The 12,561-nt window shown below is 71.3% G+C and carries 12 protein-coding genes; 4 read left to right on the forward strand and 8 right to left on the reverse strand.

What is annotated here, in order from left to right:
* Positions 1 to 19: 19 nt before the first annotated feature.
* On the forward strand, positions 20 to 1,309 hold the full coding sequence (locus tag AUC44_RS04965; protein ID WP_062157654.1) for a glutamate-5-semialdehyde dehydrogenase: 1,290 nt from the start codon (positions 20 to 22) through the stop codon (positions 1,307 to 1,309).
* 64 nt (positions 1,310 to 1,373) lie between these two features.
* On the opposite strand, the gene dxs is transcribed toward AUC44_RS04965, so the two are convergent.
* From dxs to AUC44_RS04990, 5 genes are all read right to left on the reverse strand, one after another.
* Positions 1,374 to 3,263 carry a 1-deoxy-D-xylulose-5-phosphate synthase gene (gene dxs / locus AUC44_RS04970; RefSeq protein WP_062157655.1) on the reverse strand — a complete coding sequence of 630 codons (1,890 nt, stop codon included), beginning with the start codon at positions 3,261 to 3,263 and terminating at the stop codon, positions 1,374 to 1,376.
* The gene (locus AUC44_RS04975; RefSeq protein ID WP_062157656.1) at positions 3,260 to 3,955 is read right to left on the reverse strand and encodes a hypothetical protein; all 696 of its coding nucleotides are present in this window, start codon (positions 3,953 to 3,955) and stop codon (positions 3,260 to 3,262) included. The genes dxs and AUC44_RS04975 overlap by 4 nt, the downstream gene beginning before the upstream one ends.
* A 139-nt stretch (positions 3,956 to 4,094) precedes the next feature.
* Positions 4,095 to 5,681: a carboxylesterase/lipase family protein gene (locus AUC44_RS04980; protein WP_062157657.1), complete on the reverse strand. Its 1,587-nt coding sequence runs from the start codon at positions 5,679 to 5,681 to the stop codon at positions 4,095 to 4,097.
* Positions 5,682 to 5,768: 87 nt separating this feature from the next.
* On the reverse strand, positions 5,769 to 6,455 hold the full coding sequence (locus AUC44_RS04985; protein WP_062157658.1) for a PspA/IM30 family protein: 687 nt from the start codon (positions 6,453 to 6,455) through the stop codon (positions 5,769 to 5,771).
* 182 nt (positions 6,456 to 6,637) lie between these two features.
* Positions 6,638 to 7,402 carry a hypothetical protein gene (locus tag AUC44_RS04990; protein WP_082688951.1) on the reverse strand — a complete coding sequence of 255 codons (765 nt, stop codon included), beginning with the start codon at positions 7,400 to 7,402 and terminating at the stop codon, positions 6,638 to 6,640.
* A 155-nt stretch (positions 7,403 to 7,557) separates the two neighbouring features.
* Between AUC44_RS04990 and mnmE the strand changes: the two genes are divergently transcribed.
* Positions 7,558 to 8,874, forward strand: a complete 1,317-nt coding sequence (mnmE, locus tag AUC44_RS04995) for a tRNA uridine-5-carboxymethylaminomethyl(34) synthesis GTPase MnmE (RefSeq protein WP_417926364.1) — start codon at positions 7,558 to 7,560, stop codon at positions 8,872 to 8,874.
* A gap of 58 nt (positions 8,875 to 8,932) precedes the next feature.
* On the opposite strand, the gene AUC44_RS05000 is transcribed toward mnmE, so the two are convergent.
* Entirely contained in the window at positions 8,933 to 9,355 is a 423-nt protein-coding gene (locus AUC44_RS05000) for a VOC family protein (protein ID WP_197408582.1), read from the reverse strand.
* A gap of 52 nt (positions 9,356 to 9,407) precedes the next feature.
* On the opposite strand from AUC44_RS05000, the gene AUC44_RS05005 reads away from it, so the two are divergent.
* On the forward strand, positions 9,408 to 9,983 hold the full coding sequence (locus tag AUC44_RS05005; RefSeq protein ID WP_062157662.1) for a TetR/AcrR family transcriptional regulator: 576 nt from the start codon (positions 9,408 to 9,410) through the stop codon (positions 9,981 to 9,983).
* 87 nt (positions 9,984 to 10,070) lie between these two features.
* On the opposite strand, the gene ruvA is transcribed toward AUC44_RS05005, so the two are convergent.
* Entirely contained in the window at positions 10,071 to 10,670 is a 600-nt protein-coding gene (gene ruvA / locus AUC44_RS05010) for a Holliday junction branch migration protein RuvA (protein ID WP_062157663.1), read from the reverse strand.
* Between the two features lie 102 nt (positions 10,671 to 10,772).
* On the opposite strand from ruvA, the gene AUC44_RS05015 reads away from it, so the two are divergent.
* Positions 10,773 to 11,384, forward strand: a complete 612-nt coding sequence (locus AUC44_RS05015) for a GNAT family N-acetyltransferase (RefSeq protein ID WP_062157664.1) — start codon at positions 10,773 to 10,775, stop codon at positions 11,382 to 11,384.
* A gap of 60 nt (positions 11,385 to 11,444) precedes the next feature.
* Here the strand turns inward: AUC44_RS05015 and AUC44_RS05020 are convergent, their stop codons facing one another.
* Positions 11,445 to 12,380, reverse strand: coding sequence for a leishmanolysin-related zinc metalloendopeptidase (locus tag AUC44_RS05020; RefSeq protein WP_062157665.1), 936 nt, complete (start codon positions 12,378 to 12,380; stop codon positions 11,445 to 11,447).
* Positions 12,381 to 12,561: the final 181 nt, after the last annotated feature.

A 12,561-nucleotide genomic window follows, 5' to 3' on the forward strand; every position in this document is an offset into this window, starting at 1 on the left:
GGCGCGCTACGCTGGCGGGATGAGCGAGTCGTCCCCCCACAACCTGAGCGTCCGGGAGATGGGCGTGCGGGCCCGCGCCGCCGCCCGCGTGCTGCGGTCGCTGCCCACCGCGCGCAAGGTGGCCGCGCTGCACGCCATTGCCGCCGGACTGCGCGCCAACGCGCCCACCATCCTGGCCGCGAACGCGCAGGACGTGCAGGCCGCCGTGGAGGCCGGGCTGCCCGAAGCCATGGTGGCCCGCCTGCGCCTGGACGCCCGCCTGCTGGACGGTATCGCGGCGGACGTGGAGGCCGTGTCGCGCCTGCCCGATCCGGTGGGGGAGACCACCCCCGCGCAGGTGCAGCCGAGCGGCATCCGCGTGAGCACCCGGCGCGTGCCGCTGGGCGTGCTGGGCGTCATCTACGAGAGCCGCCCGAACGTGACCGTGGACGTCGCCGCGCTGGCCCTCATGAGCGGGAACGCCGTGATCCTGCGCGGCGGGAAGGAGACCGTGCGCAGCAACGCCGCGCTGGAAGCCGTGATCCACGCCGCGCTGCGCGGTCAGGGCCTCCCGGCAGACGGAGTACAGGTCATCCGCGACCCGGCCCGCGAGCGCATGCTGGACCTCCTGAAACTGGATGATCTGGTCGACGCGATCATTCCGCGTGGCGGGGCTGGCCTGCACCGCTACTGCGTGGAGAGCGCCACCGTGCCCGTTATCGTGGGCGGCATCGGCGTGGTGCACGTGTACCTCGACCCCAGCTTCACCCGCGACCCCGAGGACCGCGCGCGCGCCCTGGAGATCGTCCGGAACGCCAAGGTGCAGAAACCGAGCGCCTGCAACGCCCTGGACACCCTCCTGATCCACGAGCGCGCGCTGGACGCCCTGCCGGACATCGCCCGCGACCTCCAGGCGCACGGCGTGACCCTGCGCACCGACCCGGCCGCCCACGCCGCCCTGAGCGACGCCGGGATCAGCAGCGACCCCGCCACGGCCGCCGATTACGGCACGGAATTCCTGGCCCTGACCGCCAGCGTGAAGACCGTGTCCTCTTTCGAGGAGGCGCTGGACTTCATCGCCGCGCGTGGCAACCACACCGACGTGATCCTCACCCGCGACGAAGCCCAGGCGGGGCGGTTCATCGAGGATGTCGATTCGGCGGCAGTCGTCGTGAACGCCAGCCCCCGCTTCAACGACGGCGGCCAGCTCGGTCTGGGCGCGGAGGTCGCCATCAGCACCCAGAAACTCCACGCCCGCGGCCCCATGGGCCTGCGCGAACTGACCACCACCAAGTGGGTCGTGGAAGGCAACGGCGAGGTGCGCGGGTAGATGGGTAAAAGGTGATGGTTGATAGAAGTGAGCGGCCCTCCATCAACCATCAACTTTCAACCTGTTACACCCCGATGGGAACGTCCACGCCGAGTTCGGCGAGCACGGTGCGGATGGCCTGCGCGTCGATGCCGCTGCGGGCGTGGACGCTCTCGACGGTCGCGTGCTCCTGGAACTCGTCGGGGATGCCCAGGACGCGCACGGGGGTCTTGATCCCCTCGGCGTTCAGGAATTCCAGCACGGCGCTGCCGAAGCCGCCGACCACGGTGTTGTCCTCGACGGTGATGATCGCGCGGGCCGTGCGGGCCACGTCGCGCAGCATCGCCTCATCCAGCGGCTTGACGAAGCGGGCGTTCACGACGCCCACGCCGTCGAGGTCGGCGGCGGCCTTCTGGGCATATTCCAGCGCCTTGCCGCCGGCGAGGATCACCACGTCATCCCCGTCCTGCACGCGTTCCCAGGTGCCCCACTCCAGCTCGGGCCAGGTGCCCTCGGGAACGGGTGTGGTGTTGCCGCGCGGGTAACGGACCGCGAAGGGACCGTCGTGCGTCTGCGCGTACTTCAGCATGCCGCGCAGTTCCGCCGCGTCCTTCGGCAGGCCGATCCGCACGCCGGGAATGGAGCGCAGGAAGCTCAGGTCGAACACGCCGTTGTGGGTCGCGCCGTCCGCGCCCACGATCCCGGCGCGGTCGATGGCGAACGTGACGTTCAGGTGCTCAATGGCGACGTCGTGCAGCACCTGATCGTAGGCGCGTTGCAGGAACGACGAGTAGATCGCCACGACCGGGCGCAGGCCCTGTAACGCCATTCCGGCGGCGGCCGTCACGGCGACCTCCTCGGCGATCCCGACGTCCAGGTAGCGGTTCGGGTGCGCCTTCGAGTACCCGACCAGACCGCTGCCCTCGCGCATGGCGGGCGTGATCACGAAGGTGCGCGGGTCCTGCGCGGCCAGTTCGGTCATGGCGTCCCCGAAGGCGTTGCTCCACGAGTATGCCTTGCTGGCGCTGAACTCGCCGGTGCTGGGGTCGAACTTGCCCGGGCCGTGCCAGTAGATCGGGTCGGCCTCGGCGTAACTGAGGCCCTTGCCCTTCTTCGTGACGACGTGCAGGATGGTCGGCCCGTCCAGATCGACCAGCCGCTCCATGAGCCAGACGAGTTCCTGCACGTTGTGTCCGTCTACGGGGCCGACGTAGCGCACGCCCATCGCCGCGAAGGGGTTCACGCTGGCCGGGTCGAAGAAGTGCCGCGTGGAGCTCTTGGCGCGGCTCATGAAGCTCGCCAGGGGCTTGCTGACGGCCTCCATGGCCTTCTTGCCGGCGCCCTCGCCCTCCTGGAACCACTTCTGCACCTGCAGGCCGCGCATGAACTTGTTCATCGCGCCGACGTTCTCGCTGATGCTCATCTCGTTGTCGTTCAGGACGATCAGCATCCGGCGGTTCATGTCCCCGATGGTGTTCAGCGCCGCCAGCGCCATGCCGCCCGTCAGGCTGCCGTCCCCGATCACGGCGGCGACCTTGTAGTCCTGGCCCAGCGCGTCGCGGGCCATCGCCATGCCCAGCGCGTTGGCGAGGCTGGTGCTGGCGTGCCCGACCGTGATCGCGTCGTGCGGGGACTCGCTGACCTTCGTGAAGCCCGACAGTCCCCCCTCCTTCTTCACGGTCGCCATCTGGTCGCGGCGGCCGGTGAGCATCTTGTGCGCGTACGCCTGATGCCCCACGTCGAACAGAATTCGGTCGCGCGGGGAGTTCAGGACGTAGTGCAGCGCCACGATCAGGTCGGTGGCGCCCAGCGACGACGCGAGGTGCAGCCCGCCCACCGAACACACCCGCGTGATCTCGTCCCGGAGTTCCTGCGCCAGTGCGGGCAGCTGCTCACGGGAGAGCGTCTTGAGGTCGTCTGGGCTGCTCACACGGTCCAGCAGCGGCGTGCCGGACGGTTTCACGGAATCGGTCATGGTTGTCCTCCTGAACGCGCGGCGAAGTTCCGCTCCGTCAGGAGCAGCCCCTCGGGCGTGCGCACCTCGCCCACGAAAGGCGTGAACCACAGCTGTTGGGTGGCCGGGAACAGCCCGCCCACCGTGTCGCTGATCTGGCGCGTCACCACCCACACGTCGAAACGCCCGCCCGGCGTGGTCACCGCGCGGCGTTCCTGCACCAGGTAAGAGTACGACAGCGTGCCGCTGCCCTTCACGCTGCCGTCGTCCGCGACGAGCGTCACCTGACTCTGCCCCTGCCAGGTCAGGCCCGCACGCCACGCGTCCGGCGCGGGGTATTCCAGCCACGCCGGTTGCAGCCGCACGGTCACGCCCGGCTTGCGGATGCCCAGCAGTTTCACGCCCTGCGCGTCGGTCACGCGGTACCACGTCTGGTCCGCGCCGCGCCCGGTCATGCGAGACGCGTTCACCGCCTCGCCCCCGAACAGCGTGGGACCCAGGTTCTGCACCACATAGGGCGTGCTGCCCGCCGCCTCGCCCTCCGGGAGGTAGGCCCACTGCAACCCGGTCTCCTGCGGGTAGAAGGACGCGCGGGTCAGCGGCGTGCTGCTCTGCACCGTGCCGGGGGCGGTCGCCTGCGGGGCGCATGACCCCAGCGCGGCGCACAGGGCGCCGGCCAGCACGGCAGCGAGCGGGAAACGGGGGGCGGGCATGGCACCAAGCTTAGAACGCCTCATCGCCCTCATTCTGTCAGCAAACATGAAGTTCCCCTGACGAACGTCCTCCCAAAGGGGGAGGGAGCCGCGCGGGTACGCTGCGGCTCCCTCTTCCCGTGACGGCGTTACGGCAGCTTCAGGCCGTTCCAGAAGTCACACCTGTGGTCCTGTACGAACGTCGTGCTGGGCGCATTGCCCGACGGCGTGAAGACCTGCACGTTCCCGCGCGCCGCGTCGTACGCCGTCCAGCCCGGCTGCCCGGCGCGCGCGAACGCCCCCACACCCCCGCGAACGCGTCCGCAAGGCCCGCCTGCGCGGACGTGAACGCCGCCGGATCGCCCAGCCCCGGCAGGCGCGTGCGGAACAGGTACACCAGTTCGCTCGAATGTGCCGACCCCAGGCCCGGCAGGTCCGGCGGGCTGGGAATCTCGGTCGCGGCCTGCGGATCGGCGAACTCGTAGGCGTACACCGGCACGAAGCGCGACAGGGCGCCCGCCACGTTCACGGCGGGGCAGGCGAACACCACGTCCGTGAACATGTTCGAGAACGCCAGCGCGGGCGTCCCCTCGCCCCGGCCCGGGTACTCGCGCAGCGCGCGGGTCACGTTCGGCACGCCGGTCAGCAGCCCCGCCGCGCCCCAGTACAGCGGCAGCGACATGGTGCGGCCCTCGGGCACGCCCACCTTCACGAACAGGCGCCCCTCGTCCCGGGTGGTGCCCGCCACGACCGGCACCTTGTTGAACACCCCGTTCTGGAAGGTCTCCAGCAGCGGCCGGGGCAGCACCTCACCCCCGTGGACCGGCGCCCACACCAGATTCGACAGCGGGCGCACCCCCGGCACCTTCGCCTTGGCGAGCCGCGCCGGATCCAGCGAGCGCAGGCACGCCAGCGTGTCCTTCTGGCAGCCCAGGCGAGAGGCGTACGCCACGTTCCGCTGCGCCGCCTCGGACGCGGAGACCGTGTTCCCGGGACTGCCGCACAGCCCGCTCATGATCACGGCCTTCTGGAACAGCCCCGCCGAGCCGGGCGAGGCCATGTGCGCGCAGATGCTGTACCCGCCGGCCGACTCGCCGAACAGCGTGACGTTCTTCCGGTCGCCCCCGAACGCCGCGATGTTGGCCTGCACCCAGCGCAGCGCCGCCTGCTGGTCCATGAAGCCGTAGTTGCCGCTCGTGCCGTCCGTGGATTCCTGATCCAGTTCCGGCAGGGCCAGGAAGCCCAGCGGTCCCAGGCGGTAGTTCAGAGTGACCACGATCACGCCCTCGCGCCGCGCCAGTTCGGAGGCGTCGTACAGCCCGGCCGAGCCGTTCACGAACGCCCCGCCGTGAATCCAGACCATCACCGGCAGCGGTCCCGGGCGGCCCTGCGGCACGTACACGTTCAGGTACAGGCAGTCCTCCTGGCCCTTCACGTCCCCCACGGTCTCGCTGGGCAGCGCGAACAGCGCCGAGATCACCTGCGTGCACACCGGACTCAGCTGGTCGGCCGCGCGGGTGGAGGTCCAGGTGGGGGCCGGCTGCGGCGGTCGCCAGCGGTTGGGCCCAGTGGGCGGCGCGGCGTACGGCAGGCCCAGGTACTGCGTGACGGCGCCCTTCGTGACGCCCTGCACCGGCCCCTGCGCGGTGGTCACCCCCGGCGCGCCGGTCTGTCCGGCAGCCCAGCTTCCCGTGCCCAGCAGCGTGGCCAGCAGCGCCGCGCGTCCCTTGCCGATCCGTGTCTGCATCTTGTCCTCCGCTCCGTGGAATGACCTGCCCCGTGAACAGGAAGTGGGGCGCACCAGCTCTCGCCCGCGCGCCCCACCCTGGCCTGTTCAGCTGCCGCTGTTGCTGCCGCCCCCGCCCTGCACCTTGGCCTTGAGGGCCGCCATGGCGTCGTCGAGGGCCTGCCCGCGCCCCAGGTCCTTGAGCTGCGCGTCGAAGTCGTTCTCCTTGCGCAGGTCCTGCATGGCGCGGTTGCGGTCCTCCATGCCGGAAACCTTCTGCTCCATCTCCTCGAAGGCGTCCATCGCCCCGCCGGCCTTGCTGAAGCCCGACACGCGGTCCAGGGTGGCCCCGGCCTGCGCGGTCTTCTGCCGGGCGGCCAGCAGGGACTTCTTGCTTTCCATCTCGTCGATCTTGGCTTCCAGGGCGCGCAGCTGGGTCTTGAGCTGCTCGACCGTCTGCGACTGCACGCCGAGCTGCTCCTCGAAGCCCGCCGCGAGATCCTTGGCGTTCTGCGAGCGGCGCAGCGCCTCGCGCGCCAGTTCCTCGCTGCCGCCGCGCAGGGCCTCCTCGGCCTTCTTCTCGTACTCGCTGGCCATGCGGCGGTTGGTGTTCGCCTCGCGTTCCAGCTTGGCGTTCTGGCTCATGGCGGCGGCCACTTCGCTGCGCGCCTCGGCGTAGGCGGCGCGCATGTCACGCAGCGCCTGGTCGATGATCTTGGCGGGGTCCTCGGCCTTGCTGATCAGGTCGTTCACGTTCGCGCGCAGCAGGCGCGACAGGCGGTCAAGGATACTCATGCTGGTTCCTCCTGTGAGATGGGGCTCGGGCTCGGCCCGCAGCTTACCGCCCACCAGTACGCCCCCGCATGCGCCTGCGTTCCCCCGGGGCCGTCCCCTAAGAACAGGTAAAGACCCCCAGGGACGCCAAACCGAGAGGGGCCCGCAGGCCCCCCGGTGTTGTCGTGCTGTCCCTTGCCGCTTCAGAACACGATGGGTTTGAGGCCCACGCTGTCGGACCCGCACGCCACCGTCAGGACGCCGCCGTTCGGGGTGGCGGTGCAGCCCAGCGCCCGCAGGCCGGCGAGCGGGAAGATCAGGTTCTTGCCGTCCGTGGCCGGCGCCAGCGGCAGTTCAACCGCCCCCGCGTCGGTCTGCGCGGCGCGCGCGCCCACCGTGACGGTCAGGGTGCCCTGATCGGCGTTCGACAGCCGGTACTTCCCGCCCCCCAGCGCGCTGACCTTCACCACGCCCACCAGGTCACTGCCCAGCACATAGGGCTGCCCCTTGACGACCCCGGCGGGCGCGGCCACCCTGGCCGGTGCGGCGGCGGCCTTGACAGTGGGCGCCGCGTCCACCACGACCAGCGTCTCCTTGTCGCCCAGCGCGCTGAGCAGCACGAAGTTCGCCGGGGTGTCCTTGACGGGCAGCACGCTCGCCTTGCCGGTGGTTTTCCAGTCCCCGGCGCGGGCGGCCAGCTTGCCCTTGACCAGCGGGCGCAGGGTCGCGGCGGGCGTCTGCACGTACAGGCACACGGCGTTCACGCTGAGCTTCAGGCTGGCGGGGCAGTCCATCAGGCGGCCCTTGACGACCGAGCCGACCTCGACGGCCAGGGCGCTGACCGTCTTGTTCGTTGCCGTGGAGGCCGCGCCCTTGACCGGCGGGGCGGTCGTGGCCGGGGCGGTCTGGGCAAGGCTGGCCGGGGCCAGCAGGGCCAGCGACAGGGTGGCACTCAGGGGAAGACGCATGGTGAGCATGCTAGAGCGCCCGCATGAGAAAGCTCGCCGTCCCATGAACGCCGTCCCTCATCCGCCCGGCCAGCGGTCAGGCCGGCCGCGCCCAGTCGCCCGTGACACTGGCCCGGTCCGGGCGGCGGCGCCCCCCCATGCGCTACCCTGCCCGCGTGACCCGCTCCGGCCTGCAAGACACCATCACCGCCATCGCCACCGCTCCCGGCAGCGCGGGCGTGGGTATCGTGCGCGTCAGCGGCCCTGCGGCGCTGACCGTCGCCGACCGGGTCTTCCGCGGGAAGCGGCGGCCCTCGCGCACGCCTGGCGGCCGGTTCCTGTTCGGGCACCTGCTAGACGCCTCGGGCGAGGTGCTCGACGAGGGCCTGTGCCTGATCTTCAAGGGGCCGCGCAGCTACACCGGCGAGGACGTCGCCGAACTCCAGACGCACGGCAGTCCAGCCGTCCTGGCCCGCGTCCTCCAGGCCACCCTGGACTGCGGCGCGCGCCCCGCCCGGCCCGGCGAGTTCACGCTGCGCGCGTACCTGAGTGGCCGCCTGGATCTCGCGCAGGCCGAGGCTGTGCTGAACCTCATCGAGGCGCAGACCGACACCGCCCGCCGGCAGGCCACGCTGGGCCTCAGCGGCGCACTGGGCGAGCGGGTGGACGGCGTGGCGCGGGGCGTGACCCGTACCCTGGCGGCCATTCAGGCACTTCTCGACTACCCCGAGGAAGGCGTGCCCGACGAGGACCGTATCCTTCCCCTGGCTCAGGCCGAGGCGGACCTGCGGGACCTGCTGGCGTCCGCGCGGGCCGGGCAGGTCGCCACGCGCGGCGCGCGCCTCGCGCTGATCGGGCGGCCCAACGCGGGCAAGAGCAGCCTCCTGAACGCCCTGCTCGGCTTTGAACGCAGCATCGTCACGCCCATCGCCGGAACCACCCGCGACTACCTGGAGGCCGCCGTGGAACTCGCCGGGGTGCCGGTCACGCTGGTGGACACGGCGGGCATCCGCGAGACCGGGGACGCCATCGAGGCCGCCGGGGTGCGGCAGGCGCTGAGCCTGGCGGGCGCCGCCGATCTGGTCCTGGCCCTGGAGGACGGCAGCGCCCCCCGCGAGGCGCTGCCCGCCGACCTGAGCGGCGCCCGCGTCATCCGCGTGCGGACGAAGGCCGACCTGCCGGGCGCCTGGACCGCCCCGGACGCGCTGGAGGTCAGCGCCGTGACCGGCGAGGGCCTGCCCGCCCTGCGCGACGCGGTCCAGCTGGCCCTGCTGGGCGACACGGCGCGCGGCGAGGCGTGGCTGACCACCGAGCGGCAGGCCGACGCCGCCCGCCGCGCCCTGACCCACATCCAGGCGGCCCGGAGCCTCCCGGACGACCTGGCCGGGTACGAGCTGGAAGAAGCCCTGCGCGCCCTGGCCGAACTGACCGGCCGGGACGTGCAGGAGGACGTGGTGGACGCCGTGTTCCGGAACTTCTGCGTCGGGAAGTAAGGCGGCGGGGCCAGGGTGGCTCACCTGACCGGAGGCCCACGCCCTGACCCGGCTGAGGTCAGGTGGGGGAGGCGGCCTGTTGCGACAGCCACTCGGGGTCCGGCGCCACGAATTCCAGCAGTTCGACCGTCACGCCGTCGGGCGCCTGCACCTGCGCGCGTTTCTGGCCCCACGGTTCGGTGGTGACGGGCAGAACGAAGTTCAGTCCGGCCTCTTCCAGACGGCGGACGTCCGATTCGACGTCCGGGACGATCAGGGCCAGCATGACCCCGGTGGTCTGCTGCCGACTGAGGACCGGTCCGGCCGCCGGGTGGCCCTGGCGCAGCAGGTCGAGATGCAGGCCGGGCAGGGCCGGGTGCTGCAGGCTGACGAACCAGTCCAGTTCGGCGGTGGGGGAGAAGCCGAAGTGACGGCAGTAGAACTGGGCGCTGCCGACGGGGTCGGCGCTGAGGACAGTGATGCTCAGGGCGGTCAATGACATGCGCACCTCCTGTGAATGACAGTTATACCGGTACGAGTGTACCATACCAGCGATGCGACAGAATCCTGCCCGCCGCGCGGCCCTGCTGGACGCCGCCGTCACCCTCCTGGCCGAACGGGGCTCCGCTGCGCTGAGCTACCGCAATCTGGACGAGGCGGCCGCCCTGCCCGTCGGTACCGCCGCGAACTACTTCCGCACGCGGGCCGACCTGCTGCTTGAGGTCACCCGCCACGTCCTGAGCCGTCTGGGTCCGGACCCGCAGACCCTGGCCGCCGCGCTGGAGCATCCGCAGCCGACGCGGCACGCCGCCGTCCTCCAGCACCTGCTGGACCGCATGCAGCGGGAACGTGACGCGACCCTGGCGCTGCTGGAACTGCGCCTGCTGGCCCGGCGACACCCGGACCTTCAGGACGCCTTCCGCACCACCGTGCAGGACAACCTGACCCTCAGCCGCCAGTTCAGTGAAACGCACGGCTTCACGCAGGGCGACGACGAGTTCCTGATGGGCTACCTGCTCCTCAGTGGTTTCGTGTTCGAGGAGCTGACCCTGCCGGGCCTGCTGCCCCCGCACCTCGGGACGCGGCTCCTCCGGACGCTGACGGCCCCGCCCGCGAATCAGCCCGGCTGACCCGGCCGGGGCAACGGGCGTCACGAGCGCAGCCCGCAGGCGAGCGGCCCCTGAGCCGACTCTGAAGAGACGACCCTGAGGCGCGGCCTAGCGCAGCCTGCCCAGGCTCTTGCGGATCAGGCTGTCGGCACTCAGGTCGGGGTCGGCCGCGAGGAGTTCGGCGACCACGCCGCGCACCTGCGCCTCGCGGAAGCCCAGGGCCAGCAGGGCGTCCACGGCGTCGCGCCCGGCGGTGCTCGTGACCCGCGCGGCCTTCGCGCTGCCCCCCGCAGCGGGCGCGGCGAGGTGCTCGGGGACCTTGCCCTGGAGTTCGAGCACGAGCCGCTCGGCGGTCTTCTTCCCGACGCCGCTGACGCTGGAGAGCAGCTTCACGTCCCCGCCAAGCAGGCCGGCGGCCAGGGCGCTGACGGGCATGGCGGAGAGCAGCGCCAGGGCCAACTTGGGCCCCACGCCGCTGACGCTGGTGAGCAGGTCGAACACGCGGACGCTGTCGGCGTCGTGGAAGCCGAACAGCAGCTGGGCGTCCTCACGCACGATGAAGCGGGTGTTCAGTTCGGCGATTTCGCCGACGGTCAGCTTGCCCAGGGTGCTGACGGGGCACTGCACCTCGTAGCCGACGCCGCCCGCGACGACGACGGCGCTGTTCTCTCGGACTTCCCGGACGGTGCCGGACAGGTAGGCGATCATTGCCTCTATTCTACATTCCGCTGTGAACAGAATGCTGGTGCGGGGCAGGTTCACACCACCCCGGCACCCCCCTGCCCCCTGCGGTGTGCTGCACTGTGGAGCATGTTCACCCTGCGCCCCGCCCGCGAGACCGACCGCGCCGCGCTGTACCGCATCTGCCTGGAAACCGGCGCGAGTGGCGAGGACGCCACCCACCTGTACGCCGATCCCCTGATCCTGGGCCACGTGTATGCCGGGCCGTACCTGACGTACGCCCCGGAGTTCGCCTTCGTGCTGGAGGACCAGCGGAGCGGCGAGGTGATGGGCTACGTGCTCGGCACGCCCGACACCGCCGCCTTCGAGGCGACGCTGGAGCGCGGGTGGTGGCCGCCCCTGCGTGACCTGTACCCCGACCCGGCCGCTGTACCCAGGGCGGCGCGCACGCCGGATGAGCGGATCGCGCACCTGATCCACCATCCACCCCGCGCGCCCCGCGACGTACTGGCCGAGTATCCCGCCCACCTGCACATCGACCTGCTGCCCGGAGCGCAGGGGGGCGGACGGGGCCGGGCGCTCATGACCACCCTGCTTGGGGCGCTGCGGGTGGCCGGTGTGCGCGGCCTGCACCTTGGGGTCGGTGAATCCAACGTCCGCGCGCAGGGCTTCTACCGGCACCTGGGCTTTCAGGAGCTGCGCCGCGCGCCGGGCGCCGTCACCTTCGGCCTGCGGCTGTAAGCCGGCGAACGCGCCCCGGAAGAGGTCCGGGGCGCGCTGCTCTTGGCTGCCGCTGAGGCTTTACTCGGTGCGGTACTTGGGCGTGATGATCTGCTCGCGGCCACCCAGGTCCAGATCGTGCAGGGTCTGCGCGGTGGCGGTGGGCACGGTGTACGCGTCGGCCGCCGCGTAGTTCACGGTGTAGCCCATGTCCTGCAGGCTGCCGACACTGATGCGGCTCAGGGGGTTCTTCACGCCGCTGTTCAGGTAGCCGGTCATCAGCTCGGTCTTGAAGGTCGTCTCGCGCCAGTGGGCGCCCGCCGTGCCGCTGCCGCCCTGGTTCTCGACGGGCACGGTGGTCAGGGTGCCGCCGGCCGCGCGGTACTCACGCACGCCGTTGGTGCCCTTGTAGATGGGGTTGGTGGTGTTCACGCCGCTGACCAGCCCGAAGCGCGACCACAGCGACCCGATCCCGAGCGAGTGCCCCAGCTCGTGCACGGCGATGTCGGAGAGCTGGCTGCTGAAGTTCGCCAGGTCGGCGGTGTCGAACACCAGGGTCGAGTAGGTGGTCAGGCCGGTGCTCGTGCGCACGCTGCACGGGCCGCTCTGCGCCAGGATGCCGCCAGGGCCGTCGATGCTCTTGTTCCCGGTGAAGACCAGGATGTCGTCGATGGTGCCGCTGTACGCGGCGTTGCTGCCGCAGCTCCCGGCGGGAATGCTGACGGTCAGGTCCGGCTGGCCCTGGGTGATCACGCCCTGCCAGCGGCTGGCGGCGGCCTGCATGGCGTTCACGACGCTGGCGTCGCTGCCGGCGGCGAAGTTCAGGGTGATGTTGTACGCCTCGGTCGCCTGGGGCTGGACGGCCGCCGTCTTCGCGTACGGATCGACGGGCAGGTCCGCGACGTTCACCACGCCGGGCGTGGGCTCGCTGGCCTGCACGCTGGCGGGGGAGCTGCCGCAGGAGGCGAGCAGGGCGGTCAGGGACAGCAGGGCAAGGGTGGGCAGGGTGCGGCGCATGGAAACCTCCGGGGGAAGTGGAACGGTAAGACGAGGATGACGGAATGCGGAACGTGGCCCCCTGGGGCCGGATCACGAGATGGATGGGATTCCGCCCGGAAATTACCGGCCCCCCAGCGCCCCTGGGGCCTCCTTGCCTAGACAGTCATTTTCATGAGAGCGGGCGGTCGGCTGCCCGGCC

Origin of the sequence: Deinococcus actinosclerus (genome assembly GCF_001507665.1) — a bacterium.
Classification (GTDB): domain Bacteria; phylum Deinococcota; class Deinococci; order Deinococcales; family Deinococcaceae; genus Deinococcus; species Deinococcus actinosclerus.

Coding starts and splice junctions, on each gene's coding strand:
- AUC44_RS04965 (WP_062157654.1), top strand. CDS start 20: ATGAGCGAGTCGTCCCCCCACAACCTGAGCGTCCGGGAGATGGGCGTG.
- dxs (WP_062157655.1), bottom strand. CDS start 3,263: ATGACCGATTCCGTGAAACCGTCCGGCACGCCGCTGCTGGACCGTGTG.
- AUC44_RS04975 (WP_062157656.1), bottom strand. CDS start 3,955: ATGCCCGCCCCCCGTTTCCCGCTCGCTGCCGTGCTGGCCGGCGCCCTG.
- AUC44_RS04980 (WP_062157657.1), bottom strand. CDS start 5,681: ATGCAGACACGGATCGGCAAGGGACGCGCGGCGCTGCTGGCCACGCTG.
- AUC44_RS04985 (WP_062157658.1), bottom strand. CDS start 6,455: ATGAGTATCCTTGACCGCCTGTCGCGCCTGCTGCGCGCGAACGTGAAC.
- AUC44_RS04990 (WP_082688951.1), bottom strand. CDS start 7,402: ATGCGTCTTCCCCTGAGTGCCACCCTGTCGCTGGCCCTGCTGGCCCCG.
- AUC44_RS05000 (WP_197408582.1), bottom strand. CDS start 9,355: ATGTCATTGACCGCCCTGAGCATCACTGTCCTCAGCGCCGACCCCGTC.
- AUC44_RS05005 (WP_062157662.1), top strand. CDS start 9,408: ATGCGACAGAATCCTGCCCGCCGCGCGGCCCTGCTGGACGCCGCCGTC.
- ruvA (WP_062157663.1), bottom strand. CDS start 10,670: ATGATCGCCTACCTGTCCGGCACCGTCCGGGAAGTCCGAGAGAACAGC.
- AUC44_RS05015 (WP_062157664.1), top strand. CDS start 10,773: ATGTTCACCCTGCGCCCCGCCCGCGAGACCGACCGCGCCGCGCTGTAC.
- AUC44_RS05020 (WP_062157665.1), bottom strand. CDS start 12,380: ATGCGCCGCACCCTGCCCACCCTTGCCCTGCTGTCCCTGACCGCCCTG.